Raw genomic sequence first — 25,007 nt, 5'->3', positions numbered from 1 at the left:
CCAGCTCCACCGACCGGTCAGGAAACCTCCGGCCCCGGCGGCCCGGCCAGTGTGACCGCACTCACCCCGACCCGGGCGATCCGTCTGCCCTCCAGCTTGGCCACCGTCAGCAGCACCTCCTCGCCGGGGCCGGCCGGGATCCGCACCCGGTCGCCGTCGGCGGGCAGCCGGCCGAGCGCGGCAACCAGGCAGCCGGCCACCGTCTCGTACGGCCCCTCGGGGAGGGTGACGCCGGTCTCCTCGGCGAAGTCGGCCAGGTTGAGCAGGCCGTCGAGCTCCATGCCGCCGCCGGCCAGCCGCCGGGTGGGGACGGGCTCGGGCGTGTCGTACTCGTCGCGGATCTCGCCGATCACCTCCTCCACGAGGTCCTCCAGGGTGACGATGCCGGCGGTGCCGCCGTACTCGTCGGCCACGATCGCCAGGTGGTGGCCCTCGCGGCGCATCTCGCCCATCGCCTCCAGCACCCGTTTGGTGCCGGGCAGCAGCTTGACCGGGCGGGCGAGGTCGCGGACCTTGACCGCGCGTTCGCCGCGCGCGCCGTACAGGTCGCGGACGTGCACGAAGCCGGTCACCGCGTCGTAGCTGCCCTCGATCACCGGATAGCGGGAGTGCGGCGAGGAGTCCGCCTGGGCGCGGACCTCGGCGAGCGGGCGCTCGGCGTCCAGGAAGGTCACCTCGGTGCGCGGGACCATCACCTCGCGCAGCTGGCGCTCCCCGGCGGCGAACACATCGGCGATCAACGTCCGCTGGTCGCTGCCGAGTTCGGTGTTCGCGGCGACCAGGCCGCGGAGTTCCTCGGAGCTCATCGAACCGCGCCCGGCGGCCGGGTCGCCGCCGAACAGCCGGACCATCAGATCGGTGGAGCGCCCGAGCAGCCAGATCGCCGGGCGCAGCACCACCGACATGACGTCGACCACCGGCGCGGCCAGCACGGCGATGGAGTCGGCCCGCTGGAGGCCGATCCGCTTGGGGGTGAGTTCGCCGAGCACCAGCGAGACGTAGCTGATCACCAGGGTGAGGCCGACCAGCGCGGTGGCGTCGGCGACGCCCTCGGAGAGCCCGGCCCGTACGAACAGCGGGGCGACCTTGCCGGCCAGCGTGTCGGCGCCGAAGGCCGCGGAGAGGAACCCCATGCAGGTGACACCGACCTGGACGGCCGCCAGGAAGCGGTTGGGGTCGGCCGCGAGGTGCGCGGCCCGGGCCGCCCGCCGGGTGCCGCGGGCCTCCAGCGTCCGGATCTGGCCCTCGCGCAGCGAGATCAGCGAGATCTCGGCGACGTTGAACAGGCCGCCCAGGACGATGAAGACGAGGACGAGCGCGGCGTCCTCGAAGGTTTCGTTCACAGCGGGAGTGTAGGGCGACGGCCCGCCGTCCCCGGGGAGGGAACGACGGGCCGTCGCGGGGCGCCGGGGGCGCGGTGGCTCAGATGAGGCCGAGCTCCTGGACCGCGTCGCGCTCCTCGGTCAGCTCCTTGACCGAGGCGTCGATGCGGGCGCGGGAGAAGTCGGAGATCTCCAGGCCCTGGACGATCTCGAACCTGCCGTCCTTGGTGGTGACCGGGAAGGAGGAGATCAGGCCGGCCGGGACGCCGTAGGAGCCGTCGGAGACGACGCCCATGGAGGTCCAGTCGCCCTCGGCGGTGCCGTTGACCCAGGTGTGGACGTGGTCGATGGCGGCGTTGGCGGCCGAGGCGGCCGAGGAGGCGCCGCGGGCGTCGATGATGGCGGCGCCGCGCTTGGCGACGGTCGGGATGAAGTCGTTCTCCAGCCAGGCCTGGTCGCTGCCGACGGCCTCGAAGGCCGGCTTGCCGGCGATCTCGGCCTGGAAGATGTCCGGGTACTGGGTGGCGGAGTGGTTGCCCCAGATGGTGACGCGCTTGATGTCGGAGACCAGGGCGCCGGTCTTGGCGGAGAGCTGGCCGACGGCGCGGTTGTGGTCCAGGCGGGTCATCGCGGTGAAGCGCTCGGCCGGGACGTCCGGGGCGTTGCGCTGGGCGATCAGGGCGTTGGTGTTGGCCGGGTTGCCGACGACCAGGACCTTGATGTCGTCCGCGGCGTGGGCGTTGATGGCCTTGCCCTGCGGGCCGAAGATGCCGCCGTTGGCCGACAGCAGGTCGCCGCGCTCCATGCCGGCGGTGCGCGGACGGGCGCCGACCAGCAGCGCGACGTTGGCGCCGTCGAAGGCCACGTTCGGCTGGTCGGTGATGGTGATGTCGCGCAGCAGCGGGAACGCGCAGTCGACGAGCTCCATGGCGGTGCCCTCGGCGGCCTTGAGGCCCTGCGGGATCTCCAGGAGGCGCAGGTTCACCGGGACGTCGGCACCGAGCAGGTGGCCCGAGGCGATGCGGAAGAGCAGCGCGTAGCCGATCTGGCCGGCGGCTCCGGTGACGGTGACGTTGACGGGGGTGCGGGTCATTTCTACCTTCTCCAGCAAATCGCCAGGTGCCCCAGGCACGTTCGGCGCGCCGGAGCCGCGGACGGTCTCTCGACATCGAGAGAACCGGCGTCAGGGTATCGCAAAGGGAAGCGTACGCCTCGGGCGAGGTCGTGACTGGTTGGTCACAGACGATGACGGCCCCCGCCCGGACGTCGGGCGGGGGCCGTGCACGACCGGCCGGACGGCGCTGCGGGCGGCGGTGCGCTAGCGGCGCGGGCGGCCGATCAGCTGGCCGATGTTGTCCAGCAGCGGGAACTCCAGCCACGGGTTGGGCTGGGCCATCAGGGTCAGCAGCACGATCGACACGCCGAGGAAGGTCAGCACGATCACGTCGGTGAACCGGCTGCGGACCGCCAGCATGCCGACCTCCGGCAGCACCAGCCGCAGCAGCGCGCCGAGCAGCACCCCGCCGCCGACGACCAGCAGCCCGTACTTGAAGCCGTCCTGGAAGTCGGCGAACCAGGTGATCGCGAGACCGGCGCCGACCACCAGCAGGACCACCGTTATCGGCCACTGCCGCACCGGCAGCGCGTGGTCGCGCCCGAGCGCGGCCGACGAGCCCTCGGGGGGCAGGGTGCCGGTGGTCCTCACCGGCCTGCGCCGGGTCCGCCGCGGTTCGGTCATGGCTTCCCGTCCTTCGGGATCGTCGTTCGTCGGGCGGGTCGGGTCAGACGCCGGCGTGGCGCTCGGCCGCCACCACGATGTTGTTCAGCAGCATGGCGCGGGTCATCGGGCCGACGCCGCCGGGGTTCGGGGAGATCCAGCCGGCCACCTCGGCCACGCCCGGGTGGACGTCGCCGACGATCTTGCCCTCGCTGCGGCTGACACCGACGTCCAGCACGGCCGCGCCGGGCTTGACGTCCTCCGGCTTGACCAGGTGCGGCACGCCGGCGGCGGCCACGATGATGTCGGCCTGGCGCAGGTGGTGGGCGAGGTCGCGGGTGCCGGTGTGGCAGAGGGTGACGGTGGCGTTCTCGCTGCGGCGGGTGAGCAGCAGGCCGATCGAGCGGCCGACGGTGACGCCGCGGCCGACCACGACCACCTCGGCGCCGTCGATCGGCACGTCGTGGCGGCGCAGCAGCTCGACGATGCCGAGCGGGGTGCAGGGCAGCGGGCCCTCGATGCCCAGCGCGAGGCGGCCGAGCGAGGTCGGGTGCAGGCCGTCCGCGTCCTTGTCCGGGTCCATCAGCTCCAGGACCGGGTTCTGGTCGAGGCCCTTGGGCAGCGGCAGCTGGACGATGTAGCCGGTGCAGGCGGGGTCGGCGTTGAGCTCCCGGACGACGTTCTCGACGTCCTCCTGGGTGGCGGTGGCGGGCAGCTCGCGCTGGATCGAGGCGATGCCGATCTCGGCGCAGTCCCGGTGCTTGCCGTTGACGTACCAGCGGCTGCCCGGGTCGTCGCCGACCAGGACGGTGCCGAGGCCGGGCACGACGCCCTTCGCCTGGAGGGCCGCCACCCGGGCGGCGAGTTCGGACTTGATCGCGGCCGCGGTGGCCTTGCCATCGAGAATCTGGGCAGTCATGACCCCATTCTCCCGGATCCGGACCGGCGCGTGCGCCACCGGTCCCCGGGGCGGCGGAGGCCGGCCCGGGGAGCGGGTCCGGGCGGAACGGGGGGTGGACGAACGGGTACGGAACGTCCGGCTCGTATTGCGGTTGCGCCACAGTCCGGCCCGACGCGCGGAGGCGGCTGGACAGGGCCGGGCCGGGCGGTCGACGATATGCGGGCATTCCCCGCCGCTTCCGGCCCGGTGACGGGCCGACGGACAGAGCCGGCGGGGCGTACCCGGGGGAAGAACGAAGTGAGCCGACCAGACCGCACCGCGCCGACGACCGACCGCCGCCGCGGCACGCCCCTCACCGGCAGAGCGTCCCGGCTCCCGTCCGCCCGTCTCCCCCGGTCCTGAGCGGGGGCGCGCACCCGGACGCTCATGCTCCCGGTGTCAGTGCGCCCCGCTAACGTCCCGTCCGACCGGCCACCCGACCCGCCGGTCCGTTCCGGGTCCGCTGTCCCGTCCCCACCCGTCCCCATCTGCCCGGAGGCATCGATGAGCTACCCGCCCGACCCGAACACCCCGCAGCAGCCCCAGCAGCCGCCGCAGCAGGCCTACGGCTACCCGCAGCAGGCCCCGCCGGCCGCCGGGTACGGCTACCCCCAGCAGCCGCCGGCCGCCCCCGGCTACGGCTACCCGCAGCAGCAGCCGCCGGCCTACGGCGTGCCGCCGCAGCAGGCGTACGGGTACCAGCCGATGCCGGGCACCATCCAGGCGAACAACGGCTACATCAACATCGCCCACCTCGGCACCGTGAAGATCGCCTCGATGGGCCAGCGCTTCCTGGCCCGGCTGATCGACGGTCTGGCGGTCGGCGCGGTCATCGCCCTGGTCATGGCGCTCGGCCTGGCCGGCACGCTCGGCATCGTCAAGGACACCGACGACTGTTCCCAGTACTCCTACGGCAGCCTCAGCTACAGCGACTGCATCCAGCAGCAGAACGACGCCGCGGCCGGCGTCTTCGCCACCATGATGATCATGATGGGCGTGCTGTCGCTGTTCAACCTGCTCTACGAGTGGCTGATGGTCTCCTTCGCCGGCGCCACCCTGGGCAAGATGGCCATGGGCCTGCGCGTGGTCAAGGAGAGCAACGGCCAGACCCCGGGCCTGGGCGGCGGCTTCATCCGCTTCATCATCCCGATCGTCGGCGTCTTCCTCTGCTACATCGGCGCGCTGCTGGTCTACCTGTCGCCGTTCTTCGACAACTCCGGGAAGCTGCAGGGCTGGCACGACCGTGCCGCCGGCACTCTGGTGATCAAGAAGTAACGCGGGCGGTACGCGACGACGGAGCGGCCCGGCCCCCTCGGTGGAGGGAGCCGGGCCGCTCCGTTCGTTCCGTCGCCCCGTCAGCCGGTCAGCCGGCCGTGGTGCCGGCCCGGCGGCCGGTCAGTGGAAGAAGTGCCGGGTGCCGGTGAAGTACATGGTCACCCCGGCCTCGGCGGCGGCCGCGATCACCTCTTCGTCGCGGATCGAGCCGCCCGGCTGGACGATCGCCCGGACACCGGCGGCGATCAGGATCGCCGGGCCGTCCGCGAACGGGAAGAAGGCGTCGGAGGCCGCGTACGCGCCCTTGGCCCGCTCACCGGCCCGCTCGACCGCGAGCTTGCAGGAGTCCACCCGGTTGACCTGGCCCATGCCGACGCCCACCGAGGCGCCGTCCTTGGCCAGCAGGATCGCGTTGGACTTGACGGCCCGGCAGGCCCGCCAGGCGAAGGCCAGCTCGGCCAGCTCGGCCTCGGACAGCGCCTCACCGGTGGCCAGCGTCCAGGTCGCCGGGTCGTCGCCCTCGGCGTGCACCCGGTCGGCGTCCTGGAGCAGCGCGCCGCCGGAGATCGGGCGCACCTCCTGGCGGTTCGCCGGGGCGTCGGGGGCGAGCAGCACCCGCAGGTTCTTCTTGCGGGCCAGCACCTCGACGGCGCCGTCCTCGTAGCCGGGGGCCACCACGACCTCGGTGAAGATCGGGGCGATCTGCTCGGCCAGCTCCACGGTGACCGGGCGGTTGACGGCGATCACGCCGCCGTACGCGGAGACCGGGTCGCACTCGTGCGCCTTGCGGTGCGCCTCGGCGACGTCGGCGCCGGTCGCGATGCCGCACGGGTTGGCGTGCTTGATGATCGCGACGGCCGGGCCGGCGTGGTCGTAGGCGGCGCGGCGGGCGGCGTCGGTGTCGACGTAGTTGTTGTACGACATCTCCTTGCCGTGCAGCTGCTGCGCACCGGCCAGGCCACCGCTGCCGTCGGTGTACAGCGCGGCGCCCTGGTGCGGGTTCTCGCCGTAGCGCAGCACGTTCTGGCGCTCGAAGGCCGAGCCCAGGAACGCCGGGAAGGCGTCCTCGGTCCCGGTGTAGCCGGACTCGTCGAACCAGTTGGCCACCGCGACGTCGTAGGCGGCGGTGTGCGCGAAGGCCTGGGCGGCCAGCCGCTTGCGGGTCAGCAGGTCGAAGCCGCCCTGCCGGACGGCCGCCAGCACGTCCTGGTAGCGGGCCGGGTCGACCACCACGGCCACCGAGGGGTGGTTCTTGGCGGCGGCGCGGACCATGCTCGGGCCGCCGATGTCGATCTGCTCGACGCACTCGTCCGGGGTGGCGCCGGAGGCGACGGTCGCCTTGAACGGGTAGAGGTTCACCACGACCAGGTCGAAGGGCTCGACCCCCAGCTCGGCCAGCTGCGCGCGGTGCGACTCCAGGCGCAGGTCGGCCAGCACACCGGCGTGCACGCGGGGGTGCAGCGTCTTGACGCGCCCGTCCAGGCACTCGGGGAAGCCGGTGAGCTCGGAGACCTCGGTCACCGGGACGCCCGCGGCGGCGATCCGGCCGGCGGTGGAGCCGGTGGAGACGATGGCGACCCCGGCGGCGTGCAGGCCCTGGGCCAGCTCCTCCAGGCCGGTCTTGTCGTACACGCTGATCAGGGCGCGGCGCACCGGCCGGACGTTCTCGGAGACGGGAGGGGTGGTGGTGGGGGCGGCGCTCATGCCGGAATCCATACCTTTCGGTCCTCGATGCGGTGACCCTCGCGGGCCAGCCGGCCCACGACGTCGACGAGCAGCTTGCGCTCGACTGTCTTGATGCGCTCATGCAGCGCCTCGCCGCCATCGGCGTGATCGGCGTCGAGGACCTCCACGACGCCCTGCGCGATGATCGGCCCGGTGTCGACGCCGGCGTCGACCAGGTGGACGGTGCAGCCGGTGACCCGCACCCCGTACGCCAGCGCGTCGGTGACGCCGTGGGCGCCGGGGAAGGAGGGCAGCAGCGCGGGATGGGTGTTGACGATCCGTCCGGCGAAGGCCGCGATGAACTCGGGGCCGAGGATCTTCATGAAGCCGGCCGTGACGACCAGGTCCGGCTGGTACCCGGCCACGGAGGCGGTCAGCGCGCGGTCCCAGTCCGCGCGGTCCGGGTAGTCCTTCACCCGGTGCACGAACACCGGCAGGCCGGCGCGCTCGGCGCGCTCCAGGCCGGCGATGGCGTCGCGGTCCGCACCGACGGCGAGGATCCGCGCGCCGTACGCGGGGTCGGCGGCGGCCTCGATCAGCGCCTGGAGGTTGGTGCCGGAGCCGGAGACCAGCACCACCAGACGGGCCGGTCCGGGCGTGCGGGGCGGGAAGAGCTGGGCGGGGGCGGCGGCCACTGCGCGATTCTCCGTAGGTCGGGCGCCGTGCGCTGGTACGTCCACCGGCGGTGGGGCCACTACGAACGGCAGGTCGAGCGAGGGGGAACTCCTGGAGAACCCGCCGCGACGCGGGCGCCCGGGGAACCCGTGGGAGCTGCTGACCGTCACCACCATAACGGCTGGTCGGACGGCCTCCGAAACACCGTCGAGGGCTACGCGCGTAGCTGAGACGGGGATCTCGCCGGGCCGTCCGCCCGCCGCCGCCGGGCCCCGACCGGGCCGCGGCGGCCGGCCGTCGCCGGCAACCCCGGACGCGCCCGGAGCCCCCACAGGGGCCTGCGGGATCATAGGGTGGCGCGGGCACCCGCCCCACCGACCGAGAAGGAATGGCTGAACCATGAGCAGCGGTGACGACACCGGCGAGCGCAACCCCTTCGCGCCGCCGCCGGCGGATGCCCCCGACCAGCCGTGGCGACCGCGCGCTCCCCACCCCTCCGACGGTTCCGACCGCCCCGAGGGCCAGGACGGCGACCCGGACGAGCGCCCGCTCGTCCCGCCGCCGCACCCCTGGAGCCCCGGCTACCGGGGCGGCGGCTGGCAGCCCCGCCCGCCCGCGCCGCAGCCGCCCCGGCTCGACCCGGCCGACCCCGCCCAGCGCAAGGCCCGCAACGCCGCACTGGCCGGCATGGGCGCGCTGGTCTGCGCCTTCGCCTCGCTGCACTACGTCGCCCTGTTCGTCGGCGCGCTCGCCATCGCCTGGGGCGTCTCGGCCATGCGCGCCCCCAAGCCGGCCGGCGCCGACGCCGCCACCGGCACTCCGGCCGCCGCGCCCCCCGCACCGAACCCGCTCACCCCGGCCGCCCTGGCCGGCATCCTCACCGGTGCCATGACGGTGGTCTTCGTCTCCGCCGTCCTCGGACTGGCGCTGTACTACAACGACTACGTCACCTGCGTGCAGGACTCACTCACCGCCAGCGGCGCCGACGGCTGCGAGCGGCTCGCGCCGCAGTGGTACGTGGACATCACCAAGCAGAGCGAGTAGGCGCGGTCAGCCGGCCGCGCCGCCGGGGGTCGCGCCGCCGGCGCCGCTGCCGCCGTCGGTGCTGCCGGGGGTGCCGGGGGTGCCGGCCGGGGCGCCCGACAGCAGGGTGACCGCTCGGTACGCGCGGGCGCGCAGCAGGAGTACGCCCCGGCGCGTGGTCACGGCGAGCGCCCCGGGCACCGGCGGCACCCGGCCGCCGGCCGCCCGCAGGAACCGGAAGCGGGCCAGCAACGCGGTCGGGGTGGCCACCGCCGCCACCCAGGCCGCCGCGGCCAGGCCCGTCCACCACGGCACCGGCCCCAGCCAGGCCATCCGCCCCGCCGCCAGCGCCCCGCCGGAGAGGCCGCCGAGCGCCGCCGCCCCGGCCCCGACCAGCAGCGCGACCGCCAGCGCCGCCGCCCCGGTCGCCGTCACCGGCCACGGGCGCCGCGGACCGGGCCGCCCCGCCGCCCGCCCGCCGCCGACGGCCGCCGCCCGCCCCAGCAGCAGCCCCGGCACCACGCCCGCCAGCGCCGGCAGCACACACACCACCAGTCGCCAGCCACCCGCCCCGGGCTCCGGGAACAGCGCGAACAGCGGGAACTCCGGCACCGGCCCGAGCACCGTCCGCACCGGCGACACCACCGCCCCCTCCCCCGCCGCGAACCCCGGCCCGAGCGCGTACGCCGCACCCCACAGCACGGCGTTCGGCAACAGCACCAGGCTCACCAGCAGCACCCCCGCCACCGCCGCCGGCCCGCCCGCGAACACCTGCGACGCCCCGCTCGTGGACACCGCGGCCAGCAGCGCCGCCCCCGCCACCACCAGCCCGCCGGCCGCCAGCAGCCCGGCCCCGGCCGCCAGCCCCGCCGCCCGGACCACCACCGCGCCGCCCGCCGGCCGCAACGCCCCCGGCAGCCGCGCCAACGCCCGTTCCAGCAGGCCCGTCACCACCGGGACCGCCCCGCGCCCCCGGGCCCCGGCCGCCACCGCCGCCCCGGCCACCAGGGCGACCACGACGAGGTCCGGCAGCACCCGGGCCCGGAACTCCCCCGCCCCCGCGCACTGCGCCACCACCCCGCACGCCACCGCGCAGTACCCCGCCCACACCGCCGCCGCACCGCCCTGCCCCGGCCGCCCCGCCACCCGGGCGGCGGCCCGGGACAGCTGGCCCACCGCCAGCAGACCGAGCAGCAGCGGCGTGACCGACAGCGGCGCCTCCGCCGCCCCGCGCAGCACCGGCGCGCCGTGCCCGAGCAGCCACAGCGCCGTCACCAGCCGCAGCGCACCGGCGGCGCCCCCGTCCGCGTACGGCGTCACCACCCAGAGCCCGAGCACCGGGACGGTGATGACGCAGAGTCCGAGCAGGGCCGTCCGGACCCCGGCGAGCAGGGCGGACAGGACGGGCCTGGCCCCCGGTCCGCCCGGCGCCCCCAGAATCGGACGACCCGTCAGCTGCGTCATGGCCCACATCGTGCCAAGGCGACTCGCCATGCTCCATGAAGCGGCAAACCGCCGGGGTGTCCCAGATTATTGGCTTATGCGCATTTTCGGACCATGTCCTCTCGCCGCCGCGACCGACCCGGCCAGGAGCGTCTGATGACCAGGCCCCGGACCGCCGAACACCCCGGGAACCAGCCCGCGCCCGCGACGCAGCGCCGCAACGGCAAGGGGCGCCCCGCCAAGGCCCGGACCGGGCGCGGCCGCGCCGCTCCCGAGGCTTCCGCCGCCGGGAAGGACGAGGCCGCCGAACTGCTGCGCCGTCTGACGGCACGTGAGGCACAGGCCTTCGCCCACCTCGCGGCCGGCCGGGACCTCGCCGAGACCGCCGCCGCCCTCGGCGTCACCCCCGCCACTGCCCGCGGCTACCAGCACCGGGCCCTGCGCAAACTCGGCACCCGCACCCAGGACGAGATCACCGCCCTCGCCGCCCTGCTGCCCCCGACGGTCGACGGCGGCAGCCGGCCCGCGAGCACCCCGCGCAGGGAACCGGCGAAGGCGCCGGCCCCGCAGCAGGCCACCACGGCCGACGGGGGTGAGCAGCCGCCGGGCGGCTCGTGCACGGAACCGGCGGCCACCGGTGCCCCGCACCGGGCGGGCGCGGCCGACGGCGACAAGCAGCCCACCAACGAACCGACGACCACCCGGACCCCGCCACGGGCGGGCACGGCCGACGACGACAAGCGGATCGCGATCGTTCCGCCCACGGAACCGGCAACCACCCGAATTCCGCAACGGGCGGGCACCACCGCGAGCAAGCAGCCCCCGCGCGACCCGCACGCCGATCCCGGAAGCACCGCGGCCCCGCCGTCCCGGCAGCGGGCAGACCGTCGCCCGGTGGCGAACGCCGCCCACGCGAACCGTCCGCAGGGCGTGCGCCCCGGGCGAGCCGCCGACGCGGGCGTGGGAGCGGGAGCGGGAGCAGGAGCGGGAGCAGGAGCAGGAGCAGGAGCAGGAGCAGGAGCAGGAGCGGGAGCAGGGACGCCGCCGCAGACAGGCCGGGCGGCCGGGCCGTCGTCGACGCATCAGCCGTCGGGTGCAGCGCCGACCCTCGACGGGGCGGCAGCCGGTCGAACCGTCGGGAGCGACGCCGAGCGGACGCCCGTGGGACACGACGACCGGCGGGCCGGCGACGAGATGACAACGGCACACCACAGCCGGCCGGCCGCACAGCAACCCGCCCACAGCACCACCGCGCGGACGCTGGCCGATCAAGCCGTCCGGCGAGAGCCGGCCGAACGGGACGGCCGACCGACTGCCCACGAGACGCGGGCCCACCTCGACGGGGCGTCGGCGAGGCCATCCGCCGACAGCGCCAACGCGGGGACAGCCGATCAAGCCGTCGGACGCGACGGCCAACGGACCGCCAACGGGCCGACGGCCAAGCAACCCACCGGGAGCGGCAGCGACCGGACGGCGGCAGGCCATGCCGGCCGAAGCGACAACAAACCCGCCGACCACCAGGGCACCAACGGACCGACCGCCAAACAACCCACCGGGAGCGGCAGCGACCGGGCGGCGGCGGGGCGGGGCGGACGGCAGGGCGCCAAGGGGCGGGCGCCGGGGGCGGGCGCCGCGGGGCGCAGCGGCGACCGGGCGGCGGGGCGGGCCGCCGGGCAGTCGTCGGCCGGAACCGTCGGCAGGTCGCCGATGGCTGCGGGCCCCGGTGGCGGGGCGGAGGCGGGGTTCGAGGAGGTGTACGAGGCGGCGTACACCCGGTTAGTGCAGCAGGTGTTCCTGCTCACCGCGTGCAAGCACCGGGCCGTGCACTGTGTGGGGCGGGCGTTCGCGGAGGCCCGGCTGCGCTGGGCGGAGGCCGCCGCCGGGGGCGAGCCGGAGGCGTGGGTGCGGGCGCGGGCGTTCGAGTCGGCGCTGTCGCCGTGGCACCGGGGCGGCCCGCGGCGCACGCATGTGTGGCGCTTGCCGTACCGCCGGATCAAGGTGCGGCCGGCGGACGAGGCCCAGGCGGTGCTGCCGGACCACGACCGGCTCACCGACCGGGACCGCGCGCTGCTCAAGGCGCTGCGGCGGCTGTCGCGGCCGCAGCGCCGGGCGCTGGTGCTGCACGACGGGCTGGGGATGCCGGCCGCCGCGGTGGCGCTGGAGGTGGAGTCGACGGTGGCGGGAGCCGAGGGGCGGGTGTGGGCGGCGCGGGCGGCGCTGGTGCACTGGGTGCCGGAGCTGGTCGGGCCGGATCCGGCGGCGGACGGGTTCGCCGACCGGCTGTGCGCGCTGATGCACCGGGCGGCGGTGCGCGGGGTGCCGCAGCCCCACCGGCCACCGGTGCCGGTGCTGCGGGCCCGGCACCGGCTGGTGAACGCGGGCCGGACGGGGGCGGCGGCGCTGCTGACGGCGGCGGTCGGCGGTGCGGTGGTGGCGACGTTGGCGGGGGGCGGGCCGGGCGAGCTGTTCCGGCCGCCCGGGCCGCCGCCGCCCTCGCTCTGCGCGCCGGTCCCGACCTCGGCGACCGGGCCGGACGCGCTGCTGCCGCTGCTGGCGGACGGGCCGCCGTCGGGGATCCAGAGCCTGTGGTGCTCGCCGACGCCGGGGCTGGAGCCGGTCGTGCTGGATCCGCCGCCGCCGCGCGCGGACGGGCCGTACCGGCCGCCGGCGGGCGGGCGGGCCACCGAGGCGCTGCCCCCGCCCGGTGCGGTGGCCGCCGCACCGCCGCACGGCTGCGGCCCGGCCTGGGCCCTGCACCCGTGCGCGGCGGACCGCTGAGGCAGCAGCACCGCGCCCCCGTCCCGGAGGTCCGGGCGGGGGCGCGGTGCTGCTGCGAGCGGGGAGGGCGTCAGCCCTTGATCAGCTCACGGGCCAGGCGGGCGGTCTCGGACGGCGTCTTGCCGACCTTGACGCCGGCGGCCTCAAGGGCCTCCTTCTTGGCCTGCGCGGTGCCCGAGGAGCCGGAGACGATGGCGCCGGCGTGGCCCATGGTCTTGCCCTCGGGGGCGGTGAAGCCCGCGACGTAGCCGACGACCGGCTTGGTCACGTTCTCCTTGATGAAGGCCGCGGCCCGCTCCTCGGCGTCGCCGCCGATCTCACCGATCATGACGATGAGCTCGGTCTCCGGGTCCTCCTGGAACGCCTTGAGGGCGTCGATGTGGGTGGTGCCGATGACCGGGTCACCGCCGATGCCCACGGCCGAGGTGAAGCCGATGTCCCGCAGCTCGTACATGAGCTGGTAGGTCAGGGTGCCGGACTTCGAGACCAGGCCGATCTTGCCGGCCTTGGTGATGTCGGCCGGGATGATGCCGGCGTTCGACTGTCCGGGGCTGATCAGGCCGGGGCAGTTCGGGCCGATGATCCGGGTCTTGTTGCCCTTCGAGCCGGCGTAGGCCCAGAAGGCGGCGGTGTCGTGCACCGGGACGCCCTCGGTGATCACGACGGCCAGGCCGATCTCGGCGTCGATGGCCTCGACGACGGCGCTCTTGGTGTGCGCCGGCGGGACGAAGATGACGGTGACGTCGGCACCGGTCTTCTCGATGGCCTCGGCGACGGAGCCGAAGACGGGCACCTCGGTGCCGTCGACGTCCACGGTGGTGCCGGCCTTGCGCGGGTTGACACCGCCGACGATCTGGGTGCCGGAGGCGAGCATGCGGCGGGTGTGCTTCATGCCCTCGGAACCGGTCATGCCCTGGACGATGACCTTGCTGTCCTTGGTAAGGAAGATAGCCATGGTGTGAAAGTCCCCTTCCTTACTTGTTGGCCAGCTCGGCGGCGCGGTCGGCCGCACCGTCCATGGTGTCCACCTGCTCGACGAGCGGGTGGTTGGCGTCGGTCAGGATCTGCCGGCCCAGCTCGGCGTTGTTGCCGTCGAGGCGGACGACCAGCGGCTTGGTGACCGCCTCGCCCTTCTCCTCCAGCAGGGCGAGGGCCTGCACGATGCCGTTGGCGACCGCGTCGCACGCGGTGATGCCGCCGAAGACGTTGACGAAGACCGACTTGACGTCGGTGTCGCCGAGGATGATCTCCAGGCCGTTCGCCATGACCTCGGCGGAGGCGCCGCCACCGATGTCGAGGAAGTTGGCGGGCTTGACGTTGCCGTGCTTCTCACCGGCGTAGGCGACCACGTCGAGGGTGCTCATGACGAGACCCGCGCCGTTGCCGATGATGCCGACCTCGCCGTCGAGCTTGACGTAGTTGAGGCCCTTGGCCTTGGCGGCGGCCTCCAGCGGGTTGGCGGCGGCCTTGTCCTCCAGCGCCTCGTGCTCCGGCTGGCGGAAGTCGGCGTTCTCGTCCAGGGAGACCTTGCCGTCGAGCGCGACGATCTTGCCCTCGCCGGTCTTGACCAGCGGGTTGACCTCGACCAGGAGGGCGTCCTCCTTGATGAAGACGGTCCACAGGGTCTGCAGGACGTCGACGATCTGGTCGGCGACCTCGGCCGGGAACTTCGCCGCCTCGACGATCTCGCGGGCCTTGGCCTCGGTCACGCCCTCGTTGGCGTCCACCGCGATCTTCGCGAGGGCCTCGGGCTTGGTGGCCGCGACCTCCTCGATGTCCATGCCGCCCTCGACGCTGGCCATGGCCAGGAAGGTGCGGTTGGCGCGGTCGAGCAGGTAGGAGACGTAGTACTCCTCCTTGATGTCCGCGGTCTGGGCCAGCATCACCTTGTGCACGGTGTGGCCCTTGATGTCCATGCCGAGGATCTGCCCGGCCTTGGCGACGGCGTCCGCCGGGTCGGCGGCGAGCTTCACGCCGCCGGCCTTGCCTCGGCCACCCACCTTCACCTGAGCCTTGACGACGGCGCGGCCGCCGAAGCGCTCCGCGATGGCGGCAGCGTCTGCGGCGGTCTCGATGACATCGCCGTCAAGCACGGGAACACCGTGCTTGGCGAAGAGGTCCCTCGCCTGGTACTCGAACAGGTCCACGTGTTTGTCCTTGTTCGTGGTCGCGGATTGTGTCTCTACGAGCGTGCCACGGCAGGATCTTCGCTGCGGGTCGTCGGGGCGGTGCGGGTACGCAGAAGTACGGCCTTGCGGCCCACACAGCCACGGGCGCTCACGTCAATCAACACGCGCGTCACGTCCGTCTGGCAGGTTATCCCCGGACGACGGGCGTGTTTCGCCCGGGGCCTGCCCGTCTTTGGTGAGAACCGTCACAGACAGCTTAGGGGGCGTACGCCGGGCGCCCGGACCGGCGGGCCCGCTCGGTCGCGCCCCGGGTTCCGCCGTTCGGGTGAGCCGGAGGGCTCCGGGTGGACGGGCGCGGGAACGGCTCCGTTCACGCCCCCTGCTCCGGGACCGGGATCGGGCGCTTCTCGATCGCCGCCGCCATGATCTCCGGGAAGACGTCGGGGGTGCAGGCGAAGGCCGGGGCCCCGAGGGCCGCCAGCGCGGCGGCGTGCGCGTGGTCGTAGGCCGGCGCGCCCTCGTCGGAGAGCGCCAGCAGGGCGATGAACTGGACGCCGGCCGCCTTCATCGCGGCCACCCGCTTGAGCATCTCGTCGCGGATGCCGCCCTCGTAGAGGTCGCTGATCAGGACCACGATCGTTTCGGCCGGCCGGGTGATCCGGGACTGGCAGTAGGCGAGCGCCCGGTTGATGTCGGTGCCGCCGCCGAGCTGGGTCGCGAAGAGCACGTCGACCGGGTCGGTGAGCTGCTCGGTGAGGTCGACCACCGAGGTGTCGAAGACCACCAGCCGGGTGTCCAGGCTCTTCATCGAGGCGAGCACCGCGCCGAACACCGCCGAGTGCACCACGGACGGCGCCATCGAGCCGGACTGGTCGATGCAGAGGATGACGTCCTTCTTCACCGCGCGCTGGGCGCGGGCGTAGCCGACCAGCCGCTCGGGGACGACCGTGCCGTGTTCCGGCAGGTAGTTCTTCAGGTTGGCCCGGATGGTGCGGTCCCAGTCGATGTCGCGGTGGCGCGGGCGGTTGACCCGGGCGCTGCGGTCCAGCGCCCCGCCCAGGGTGGCCCGGGTGCGGTCGGCGAGCCGGCGCTCCAGGTCGGCGACCACCCGGCCGACGACCGCGCGGGCGGTCTCCCGGGTGGTCTCGGGCAGCGCGTGCTTGAGCGAGAGCAGGGTGCCGACCAGGTGGACGTCCGGCTCGACGGCCTCCAGCATCTCGGGTTCCAGCAGCAGCTGTTCCAGCCCGAGCCGGGTGATGGCGTCCTGCTGCATCAGCTGGACGACGGTGGCCGGGAAGTACGCGCGGATGTCGCCCAGCCAACGGGCCACCTGGGGGGCCGAGCCGCCGAGCCCGGCGCTGCGGCGGCCGGAGCGCGGCTGCCCGGCCCGGCCGTCCTCGGCGGCGCCCCGGTAGAGCGCGGCGAGCGCGCCGTCCATCGCGGCGTCGCGGCCGTTCAGGGTGCGGCCGGTGCCGTCCGCCTCGCCGCCGAGGACCAGCCGCCAGCGGCGCAGCCGCTCGTCGGAGGAGGCGGTGAGGGCGGCGGAGGCGGTGCCGGGGGTGGTGACGGCCATCGGGGGCTCCTCTGCGGGCGGCGTGCGCTCTGCGGTCGGGACGGGGAGGGGACAGAGGGGACAGGGACGGGGACGGGGACGGGGGCGGGAACGGGGGCGGCGGGATCGTCAGGTGTCGCGGCCCTCGGCCTGACGGGGGATCCGCGGGTGGTCGCCGGACTCCCCGGCGGCGCCCGGCAGCCCGAGCAGCAGGGCGACCACGGGCAGCGCGGCGTCGGCCCGCGCCGGGTCCAGCGCGGCGTCCTGCACGACGGGTTCGGCGCTCCCCGCGTCGAGCGGTCCGGCCGCCACCCGGCTGCCGACGGTGTGCCGGACCCCGGCCTCCAGGGTGGCGAAGGTCCGCCGCAGCAGCGGCAGCACATCCGTGAAGACCTCCGCCGGGACCGTGGTCAGCCAGCCGTCGAGCAGGCCGAGCAGCCGGGGGTCGTGGAGCAGCAGTGCGCCGCCCCCGGTCAGGAAGCCCTCGATCCAGCCGGCGGCGTCCGCCGGGCTGTTGGCGGCCGACAGCACCAGGCCGAGCCGCCGGCCGGCCTCCGCGGAGTCGAGCCGGCCGTCGTCCAGCAGCAGCCGGACGGCACGCCCGCGCAGCAGGCCGGGGACACCGGTGGCCGGTCCGCCGGACGGTTCGCGCCGGGCGAGCGCCCGCAGGGTGGCGGCCCAGCGGTCGGCGAGTCCGGCGGCGGGGCCGTCCGCCCGGTCCAGCAGGCCGATCGCGCCGTGGACCTCGTCGAGGTGGCCGCGCATCGCGGCGGCTCCGGCGGCGTCCAGGCCGGTGCAGGCCGGCGGCAGGCCGACGCAGATCCGGTCGGCGAGGCCGGCGGCGACCTCGCCGAGGGCGCCGTGGTCGGTGCCCCGGACGTCGCCGTAGCGCAGCGCGCGCACCAGGGCGGGCAGCGCGCCGGCCAGGTGGGCGACATCGGTGTCCAGCGCGGCGCAGTCGGCCAGCACCCGCATCACGGCGGGCAGCGCCTCGGCGAGCCCGGCCACCAGGCAGGTCTCCACCAGGCCGGTGAGCTCGGCGAGTTCGACGGCGGCCCGGGCGGTGCCGACCGCCTTGCCGGCGGCGGCCCGCTCGACCGTGGTGCCCCACTGGGCGGCCTCGGCGATCCGGACGGCGAACTCGGGCTGCCAGCACAGCCGCCAGCTCTCCCGGAAGGTGCCGGTGGAGGTGACCGAGGAGCGGGCCGGCACGCCCCAGTCGACGCCGAGCAGGCGCAGCCGGTGCAGCAGCCGGGAGCGGGCCGCGTCGTTCTCCTTGCGCAGGTCGAGGTCGAGGTCGCGCGGGGCGGGGTCGGGCTTGAGGCGCAGGGTGCGCTGGAGGCGGGCGAGGTCGCGCTGGAGCGGGACGGCGGGCGCGGCCTCGGGCACCTCGCCGAGCGCGTCCCCGATCACCAGCCGCTCCCGGACGAGCGCGAGGGGGACGTCCGAGCCGTCGCACATCACCGCGCGGACGGCGTCCAGCGTCTCGGTGAGACCGGCCAGCGGGCGGCCGCGCAGCACGGCGAGGGTGCGGGCCAGCCGGACGGCCTCGATGACGTGCGCGGAGGAGACCGGGTGGTCCTCGGCGCGCAGCAGGTCGGCGGCCCGGGCGAGCCAGCCGGGCAGCGGGTCGCCGTCCGTGCGGTGCAGGTGGCGGTACCAGCCCGGGGAGACGATCCCGGCGCCGTAGCCGGTGAGGTGGGAGAGCCGGCGGTGCGTCCAGGGCACCCAGGTGACCTCGGTGCGCACCTTCTTCGGCAGCCCGGCGAGCAGCGCCCTGTCGTGCGCGACGGTGGGCATGGCGGCCAGGGCGGGGACGTGGAAGGCCCCGCAGACCACCGCGATCCGCTGGTGGCCGGCCCGGCGGGCGGCGCGGATCTGCTGGCGCATGTACGCCTCGCGCCGCTCGTCGCGCAGGCCCGCGCCGCCGTCCTCGCGCAGTGCGGTCATCGCCTCGGCGACGGCCGCGAAGGGCGCGAGGGCGTCCTCGCCGTCGCCGGGGCGGCGGTGCTCGACGACGTCCTCCCACCAGCGTTCCGGGTCGTCGTGGCCGGCCGCCTCGGCGAGCCGGGCGATCGGGTCGCGCGGCAGCCCGGCGTTCTCCCCGTCCTCGCCGTCACCGTCGCCGTCACCGTCGCCGTCCTGGTCGGCGGCGTCCGCGAAGGCGTAGCCGGCCGGCAGGTCGATGAAGCGCAGCGGGACACCGAGCCCGGTGGCGTAGCGGATGGCCACCCACTCCGGCGAGAACTCGGCGTACGGCCAGAACGCGGCGCGGGCCGGGTCGTCGGCCGCGTGGGCCAGCAGGGCGACCGGCGGCACCATGTCCTTCCCGGCGGCCAGCCCGAGGATCGGGTCGGCCTCCGGCGGGCCCTCCACCAGGACCGCGTCCGGTCGCAGCTGCTCCAGGGCGGCGGCCACCGAGCGGGCCGAGCCGGGGCCGTGGTGCCGGACGCCGAGCAGCGTCACCTCTGCGCTCATCGCGCTCTGCCTCCCTTGGTCTTCCGAGGTTGCGGTCGTTCGGTGCACGGCCGTACGGGGCACGGCCGTACGGGGCACCGTGCTGCGGTGCACGGTGGTGCCGTTCAGCGGGCGTTCTCACGGGCGGCGCGGTAGAAGTCCTTCCAGCCGTCCCGCTCGCGCACCACGCCCTCTACGTACTCGCGCCAGACCTGCTGGTCGGCGGCCGGGTCGCGGACCACCGCGCCGATCACACCGGCCGCGACGTCGCCGGCCCGCAGCACGCCGTCGCCGAAGTGGGCGGCGAGCGCCATGCCGTTGGTGACCACCGAGATGGCCTCGGCGGTGGAAAGGGTGCCGCTGGGGGTCTTCACCTTGGTCCGGCCGTCCGTGGTGATCCCGGAGCGCAGCTCCCGGAAGACGGTCACCACGCGCCTGATCTCCTCGGCGCCGCCGGGCAGTTCGGGCAGTTGGAGGGAGCGGCCGAGCTGCTCGACCCGGCGGCTGACGATCTCGACCTCCTCCTCCAGCGAGCCCGGCAGCGGCAGCACCACGGTGTTGAAGCGGCGGCGCAGCGCGCTGGACAGCTCGTTGACGCCCCGGTCGCGGTCGTTGGCGGTGGCGATGAGGTTGAAGCCGCGCACGGCCTGGGTCTCGGTGCCCAGCTCCGGGACCGGGAGGGTCTTCTCGGACAGGATGGTGATCAGACTGTCCTGTACGTCGGCCGGGATGCGGGTCAGTTCCTCGACCCGGGCGATCCGGCCCTCCGCCATCGCCCGCATCAGCGGCGAGGGCACCAGCGCCTCCCGGCTGGGCCCGTTGGTGAGCAGCTGGGCGTAGTTCCAGCCGTACCGGACGGCCTCCTCCGGGGTGCCGGCGGTGCCCTGCACCAGCAGCGTGGAGTCGCCGCTGATCGCCGCGGCGAGGTGCTCGGACACCCAGGTCTTGGCGGTGCCCGGCACACCGAGCAGCAGCAGCGCCCGGTCGGTGGCGAGCGTGGTGACGGCGACCTCCACCACCCGGCGCGGACCGATGTACTTGGGGGTGATGACGGTGCCGTCGGGCAGCTCGCCGCCCAGCAGGTAGGTGGCGACGGCCCACGGGGAGAGGTTCCAGCGCTCCGGGCGCGGACGGTCGTCCTGGGCGGCCAGCGCGGACAGCTCGGCGGCGAAGGCGTCCTCCGCGTGCTGCCGCAGGACCTCGGTCACGACGTCGGTCATCGGGGCTCCTTCGGGTCGGCCGCCGGGCACACGGATGCCCGGGCGGCGGGGTGATCGGGGGGAGCCAGGTCGGCGTCCCGGCCTGCGGAAACCACGATGCACCGGACCACTGACAATCCTGACCGGACCTCAGTTCGGGCCCTCCGGGCGCCGGCCCGGATGTCAGTGCCGCCGCCTAACGTCGTCGTCATGGAGGAACGCTGGAGCACCGAACACGTCCTGTCCCTGGCACCCGACGCCGCCTCGCGGAAGGCCGCGGGCAAGCTCTCCGCGCCCGCCCCCTGGTCCGCCACCGGTACCGACGGCGGCGCGGTCTGGGGCGAGTGCAAGGGCAGCGGCAGCACGCCGTACCGCACGGTCGTCGAGCTCGCCACGCCCGCCTACCAGTGCAGTTGCCCGAGCCGGAAGTTCCCCTGCAAGCACGCCCTCGGGCTGCTGCTGCTCTGGAGCGGTTCGCCCGCCTCGGTGCCGGAGGGCGCCGAGCCCGTCGACTGGGCCGCCGCGTGGCTGAAGGGCCGCCAGGAGCGCTCCGAGCAGCGGGCCGTGCGGGCGGAGGCGCCGGCCGACCCGGCCGCCGCCCGCCGCCGCGCCGAGAAGCGTTCCGCCCGGGTCGCGGCGGGCGCCGCCGAACTGCGGCTGCGGCTCGCCGACCGGGTCCGCCACGGGCTCGCCGACCAGGCCACCGCCGGCCCCTGGGAGGAGGTCGCGGCCCGCATGGTCGACGCCCAGGCCCCCGGCCTGGCCACCCGGGTCCGCGAGCTCGACGCGCTGCCGCAGCAGGGGCTGCTGGCGGAGTACGCCATGCTCCACCTGCTCGCCACCGCCGCGACCCGCCTCGACGACCTGCCCGCGCCGCTCGCCGCGACCGTCCGCAGCCGGGTCGGCTACACCACCGAGACCGCCGAGCTGCTGGCCGGACCGACCGTCAGGGACCGCTGGCAGGTGCTCGGCAGCCGTGACACCTCGGACGAACGGCTGACCACCCGCCGGCTCTGGCTGCGCGGCGGCAAGACCGGCCGCCCGGCCCTGCTGCTCGCCTTCGGCCGCCCCGGGCAGGCCCCCGAACTCGCCCTGCCCACCGGCCAGGTGGTCGAGGCCGAGGTCGCCTTCCACCCCGGCGTCCGGCCGCTGCGGGCCGTCCTCGGCACCCGCTACGGCGCCCCCGCGGCCGGGCCCGACGGCCCGCCGCCCGGCCTGGCCGTCGCCGAGGCGGTGGCCGGCTACGGCACCGCGCTGGCCGACGACCCGTGGCTGGACGCCTGGCCGACGGTGCTCACCGACGTCGTCCCGGTGCTCTCCGAGGAGGGCTGGCACCTCACCGACGGCCGGCACACCGTCCCGGTGCACCGCGCCGCCGTCCCGGAGGCCGCGCTCTGGCGGCTCGCCGCCGTCTCCACCGGCCGCCCGCTCACCGTCTTCGGCGAGTACGGCCACCGCGGCTTCGCGCCGGTCACCGCCTGGGGGCGGGACGGCCGCCCGATCGGCCTCACCACACCCTGAGCGGGCCCCGCCGCACCCCGCGCGCCCGCCGACCCCGACCCACCCGCACCCGTTCCACCGGAGGAGGAGGCCCCGTGTCCGACCCCTGGGAGTCCCTGCAGACCACCGCCCTGCTGGGCACCGACCGCCGCCCGCTCCCCGCGCCCGGCCCGGCCGCCCCGTACGACGGCGCCGTCGACCGCACCGACCCGGCCACCGCGCTGCTCGAACTCGCCGCCCTGGAGACGGTCCGCCGCCGGGCCGGCGCGCTGCCCGCCCCGGCCGCCGACCCGGTGGGCCCGCCCGCCGCCGAGGACCCCCGCCCCGAGCTGCCGGCCGGCGCCGCCCGACGGCTCTCGCTGCTGCTCTCCACCCGCGGCGGCGGCAGCGGCGTGCTCGCCAACGTCGGCGAACTGCTCCCGCAGTGGCTGGCGAGTGCCCGCGAAGGGGGCTACCGCGCGCCGGCCGCCAGCGTCCCGGCGCTGCTGGACGCCGCCCGCGCCCGCAGCGAACTGCGCCCCGACGCGGTCGCGCTGGCCGGTCCGCTGGGCCGCTGGCTCGCCGAGCGCAACGCGGACTGGCGGTTCGTCCAGCGCGCCGCCCCGGAGCCCCCGGCCGGCCCGGACGCCGCGCCCGCCGAGGGCGACCACCTGTGGCACGAGGGCCTGTTCGCCGAACGGGTCACCCACCTCACGCTGCTCCGCCGCCGCGACCCGGCGGCCGGCCTCGCGCTGCTGCGCGGCACCTGGTCCACCGAGCGCGCCGAGGACCGGCTGCTGTTCCTGGACGCCCTCCAGGAGGGCCTGTCGCTCGCCGACGAACCCTTCCTGGAGGCCGCGCTCGGCGACCGCAGCAAGAACGTCCGGGCCACCGCCGCCGAACTGCTCTCCACCCTGCCGGGCTCCGCCCTGGCCGCCCGGATGGCCGAGCGCGCGCGCGGCGCCGTGCGCCTGTCCGAGCACGGCACGCATCTGCTGGTCACCCCGCCGACCGCCTGCGACCCGGCGATGCAGCGCGACGGCATACCGCCCAAGTCGCCCACCGGGCGCGGCGAACGGGCCTGGTGGTTCGGCGAGGTGATCGCCGCCGCGCCGCTCTCCCTGTGGTCCGGGCACACCGGTCTGACGCCCGAACGGCTGCTGGCCCTGCGGGTCGGCGACGCCATCGACGAGACCAGCAGCACCTGGGCCGACGACCTGCGCGAGGCCTGGGCCCGGGCCGCCGTCCGTCAGCAGGACGCCGGCTGGTCGCGCGCGCTGCTCGGCCCCGCGCCCGTCCCCGGCCCCGGGCGCCCCGCCCGCACCACGGGCGCCCCCGCCAAACTGCTCGCGGTGCTCCCGCCCGCCGAACGGGCCGCCTGGACGGCCGCCTTCATCGAGGCGCACGGCCTCGGCGAGGCCTTCCAGCTGCTGGGCGCCTGCGCCGCCCCGTGGACGCCGCCGCTGTCCACGGCGGTGGTCGACGCACTGGCCCGGGCCGCCGCCTCCGGCGCCTACCCGTGGAGCCACAGCGGGGTGCTCGGCATGACCGAGCGCGCGCTCTCCCCGCAGAGCGCCGCGGCGGTCGAGGCACTGGCCGCCGGATCCGCGCCCGCCACCGCCTGGGGCGAGACCTTCGCCCGGCTGGCCGGGACGCTGCGCTTCCGCGAGGCGATGCTCGCCGAACTGGCGGCCTGACCGGGCGGCGCCACGCGACGGGGCCGGTGCCGGACGAGGTGTCCCGGCACCGGCCCCGTCGGCGGCGGTCAGCCCGCGGCCCGCAGATTGGCCTCGACCCAGGCGACCACGTCGCTGGTCGGCGTGCCCGGGGTGAAGATGTCGGCGACGCCCATCGCCTTCAGCTCGACGATGTCCTCGTCCGGGATGATCCCGCCGCAGAAGACCTTGATGTCCTCGGCGTCGCGCTCCTTCAGCAGCTCCAGCACCCGCGCGCAGAGCGTCATGTGCGCCCCGGACAGGATCGACAGGCCGATGCCGTCCGCGTCCTCCTGGATCGCGGTGTCGACGACCTGCTCCGGCGTCTGGTGCAGACCGGTGTAGATGACCTCCATGCCGGCATCGCGCAGGGCGCGCGCGATGACCTTGGCGCCGCGGTCGTGGCCGTCCAGCCCCGGCTTGGCGACCACCACGCGGATCGGGCCTGACACACCCATCACTGCCTCCCGGACCTCGTCGTCCATCCCCCACCGGACCTCGTGGGCTCGGGCGAGGTTAACGATCAATAACCAACCTGAGGGGAGGGTAGCGCCACCCACCCGGGTTGGCGGCTCCACCCCTCAAGACGAGGGGAAAATCACAGACCGCCACCACCCGTCCCTGTTCTACCCCGCAACCGCACACCCGCAGCCCCTTGACATCCGGACTTTTGTCCGGATGTCGGGCTTCCGGCTACAGTCTCGGTCGTTTAGCCCCGCTCCCCGCCCGACGACGCGCCCGAGGCCCACTGAGGAGGCAGCCGCGATGGCTCCCGAAGCAGCCGCCCGCCCGACCCGTGCGGAACTGCGTCTCGCCGCCCGCGAGCAGTCCCGGTCCCAGCGCCGCGACGCCGCCAGGGCGGCCACCCGCACGGCGCTGCTGCGGGTCGCGCTGCCCTCGGTGGCCGCGCTCGGCGTCGCCGCCGCGGCGGCCGTCACCGTCCAGGGCGAGGCCGACCAGCAGCGCGCCCAGGCCGCCGGCCGGGTCCCCGAGCAGGCCGGCGCCCTCGACGCGCCCGACAACGCGCACACCGAGGCCGCCCGGGCCGCCCAGCAGGCGCTGGCCGCCGGCGCGGCCGACCAGGCCTCCCGCGGCGACGGCCGCCAGGCGCTCTCGGCCACCCAGGGCGCCCCCGACGCCACCGGACAGGCCGGGCCGGGCGCGCAGGCCGGGCAGCCGGCCGCCCAGGCCGCCGTCACCGACCAGGCGCCCGCACCGGCCCGCCCCACGATCTCGATGCCGGTCGCCGAGCACGGCATCGGCGAGGCCTTCGGCGCGGCCGGCACCCACTGGGCCAAGCGACACACCGGCATCGACTTCCCGGTGGACGGCGGCACCCCGGTGATGGCCGTCACCGACGGCACCATCCGCACCCAGTGGAACCCGTCGTACGGCTACATGACGATCCTCAAGACGGCCGACGGCACCGAGGCCTGGTACTGCCACCTGCGCTCGTACAAGATCCGCAAGGGCACGGTGAAGGCCGGCGACGTCATCGCCTTCGTCGGCAGCAGCGGCAACAGCACCGGCCCGCACCTGCATTTCGAGATCCGCCCGGCCGGCGGCGGCGCCCCCGTCGACCCGCTGCCCTGGTTCCTCGCCCAGGGCCTCGACCCGCGCTGAGCACCGCGCGGGCCG

The 25,007-nt window shown here is 75.5% G+C and carries 19 protein-coding genes; 6 read left to right on the top strand and 13 right to left on the bottom strand.

Annotated features, from left to right (window positions below):
• Window positions 1-17: 17 nt before the first annotated feature.
• The 4 genes from ACF1AK_RS16040 to ACF1AK_RS16025 form a co-directional block, all read right to left on the bottom strand.
• On the bottom strand, window positions 18-1,343 hold the full coding sequence (locus tag ACF1AK_RS16040; RefSeq protein ID WP_391499362.1) for a hemolysin family protein: 1,326 nt from the start codon (window positions 1,341-1,343) through the stop codon (window positions 18-20).
• 79 nt (window positions 1,344-1,422) lie between these two features.
• Window positions 1,423-2,415 (bottom strand): malate dehydrogenase, encoded by a 993-nt coding sequence (locus tag ACF1AK_RS16035; RefSeq protein ID WP_391499361.1) that lies wholly within the window; start codon window positions 2,413-2,415, stop codon window positions 1,423-1,425.
• 225 nt (window positions 2,416-2,640) lie between these two features.
• A complete protein-coding gene (locus ACF1AK_RS16030; RefSeq protein ID WP_380298462.1) occupies window positions 2,641-3,060 on the bottom strand; it encodes a DUF3017 domain-containing protein in 420 nt (139 codons plus the stop codon).
• Between the two features lie 43 nt (window positions 3,061-3,103).
• The gene (locus ACF1AK_RS16025; protein ID WP_391499360.1) at window positions 3,104-3,958 is read right to left on the bottom strand and encodes a bifunctional methylenetetrahydrofolate dehydrogenase/methenyltetrahydrofolate cyclohydrolase; all 855 of its coding nucleotides are present in this window, start codon (window positions 3,956-3,958) and stop codon (window positions 3,104-3,106) included.
• A 525-nt stretch (window positions 3,959-4,483) separates the two neighbouring features.
• Between ACF1AK_RS16025 and ACF1AK_RS16020 the strand changes: the two genes are divergently transcribed.
• Entirely contained in the window at window positions 4,484-5,254 is a 771-nt protein-coding gene (locus ACF1AK_RS16020) for an RDD family protein (protein ID WP_391499359.1), read from the top strand.
• Between the two features lie 120 nt (window positions 5,255-5,374).
• Here ACF1AK_RS16020 and purH read toward each other — a convergent pair whose 3' ends face one another.
• On the bottom strand, window positions 5,375-6,958 hold the full coding sequence (purH, locus tag ACF1AK_RS16015; RefSeq protein WP_391499358.1) for a bifunctional phosphoribosylaminoimidazolecarboxamide formyltransferase/IMP cyclohydrolase: 1,584 nt from the start codon (window positions 6,956-6,958) through the stop codon (window positions 5,375-5,377).
• A complete protein-coding gene (purN, locus tag ACF1AK_RS16010; RefSeq protein ID WP_391499357.1) occupies window positions 6,955-7,614 on the bottom strand; it encodes a phosphoribosylglycinamide formyltransferase in 660 nt (219 codons plus the stop codon). Before purN ends, purH begins: the two co-directional genes overlap by 4 nt.
• Window positions 7,615-7,993: 379 nt before the next feature.
• On the opposite strand from purN, the gene ACF1AK_RS16005 reads away from it, so the two are divergent.
• Entirely contained in the window at window positions 7,994-8,638 is a 645-nt protein-coding gene (locus tag ACF1AK_RS16005; protein WP_391499356.1) for a hypothetical protein, read from the top strand.
• A gap of 6 nt (window positions 8,639-8,644) precedes the next feature.
• Here ACF1AK_RS16005 and ACF1AK_RS16000 read toward each other — a convergent pair whose 3' ends face one another.
• Window positions 8,645-10,081 (bottom strand): DUF6350 family protein, encoded by a 1,437-nt coding sequence (locus ACF1AK_RS16000; RefSeq protein WP_391499355.1) that lies wholly within the window; start codon window positions 10,079-10,081, stop codon window positions 8,645-8,647.
• 135 nt (window positions 10,082-10,216) lie between these two features.
• Between ACF1AK_RS16000 and ACF1AK_RS15995 the strand changes: the two genes are divergently transcribed.
• Entirely contained in the window at window positions 10,217-12,838 is a 2,622-nt protein-coding gene (locus tag ACF1AK_RS15995; RefSeq protein ID WP_391499354.1) for a hypothetical protein, read from the top strand.
• A gap of 70 nt (window positions 12,839-12,908) precedes the next feature.
• On the opposite strand, the gene sucD is transcribed toward ACF1AK_RS15995, so the two are convergent.
• The 5 genes from sucD to ACF1AK_RS15970 all read right to left on the bottom strand — a co-directional run bounded on the left by sucD (window position 12,909) and on the right by ACF1AK_RS15970 (window position 20,196).
• Complete coding sequence (sucD, locus tag ACF1AK_RS15990) at window positions 12,909-13,793, bottom strand: succinate--CoA ligase subunit alpha (protein ID WP_391499353.1); 885 nt, start codon at window positions 13,791-13,793, stop codon at window positions 12,909-12,911.
• Between the two features lie 19 nt (window positions 13,794-13,812).
• Window positions 13,813-14,985 carry an ADP-forming succinate--CoA ligase subunit beta gene (gene sucC / locus ACF1AK_RS15985; protein WP_380762668.1) on the bottom strand — a complete coding sequence of 391 codons (1,173 nt, stop codon included), beginning with the start codon at window positions 14,983-14,985 and terminating at the stop codon, window positions 13,813-13,815.
• 352 nt (window positions 14,986-15,337) lie between these two features.
• A complete protein-coding gene (locus ACF1AK_RS15980; protein ID WP_391499352.1) occupies window positions 15,338-16,540 on the bottom strand; it encodes a VWA domain-containing protein in 1,203 nt (400 codons plus the stop codon).
• 108 nt (window positions 16,541-16,648) lie between these two features.
• Window positions 16,649-18,997 carry a DUF5682 family protein gene (locus ACF1AK_RS15975; RefSeq protein WP_391499351.1) on the bottom strand — a complete coding sequence of 783 codons (2,349 nt, stop codon included), beginning with the start codon at window positions 18,995-18,997 and terminating at the stop codon, window positions 16,649-16,651.
• A gap of 104 nt (window positions 18,998-19,101) precedes the next feature.
• Entirely contained in the window at window positions 19,102-20,196 is a 1,095-nt protein-coding gene (locus tag ACF1AK_RS15970; RefSeq protein ID WP_391499350.1) for an AAA family ATPase, read from the bottom strand.
• Between the two features lie 189 nt (window positions 20,197-20,385).
• Here ACF1AK_RS15970 and ACF1AK_RS15965 point away from each other — a divergent pair, with 189 nt between their 5' ends.
• Window positions 20,386-21,696 (top strand): SWIM zinc finger family protein, encoded by a 1,311-nt coding sequence (locus ACF1AK_RS15965; RefSeq protein WP_391499349.1) that lies wholly within the window; start codon window positions 20,386-20,388, stop codon window positions 21,694-21,696.
• Window positions 21,697-21,770: 74 nt separating this feature from the next.
• On the top strand, window positions 21,771-23,351 hold the full coding sequence (locus ACF1AK_RS15960; RefSeq protein WP_391499348.1) for a DUF5691 domain-containing protein: 1,581 nt from the start codon (window positions 21,771-21,773) through the stop codon (window positions 23,349-23,351).
• Window positions 23,352-23,419: 68 nt separating this feature from the next.
• On the opposite strand, the gene ACF1AK_RS15955 is transcribed toward ACF1AK_RS15960, so the two are convergent.
• Complete coding sequence (locus ACF1AK_RS15955) at window positions 23,420-23,827, bottom strand: cobalamin B12-binding domain-containing protein (protein WP_350542253.1); 408 nt, start codon at window positions 23,825-23,827, stop codon at window positions 23,420-23,422.
• Between the two features lie 307 nt (window positions 23,828-24,134).
• On the opposite strand from ACF1AK_RS15955, the gene ACF1AK_RS15950 reads away from it, so the two are divergent.
• Entirely contained in the window at window positions 24,135-24,992 is an 858-nt protein-coding gene (locus tag ACF1AK_RS15950) for a M23 family metallopeptidase (RefSeq protein ID WP_391499347.1), read from the top strand.
• Window positions 24,993-25,007: the final 15 nt, after the last annotated feature.

It is taken from the genome of Kitasatospora sp. NPDC015120 (assembly GCF_043080305.1).
Classification (GTDB): Bacteria; Actinomycetota; Actinomycetes; order Streptomycetales; family Streptomycetaceae; genus Kitasatospora.
Note: the sequence above shows the minus strand (reverse complement) of the source record. Positions and strands in the feature narration are given on the sequence as shown.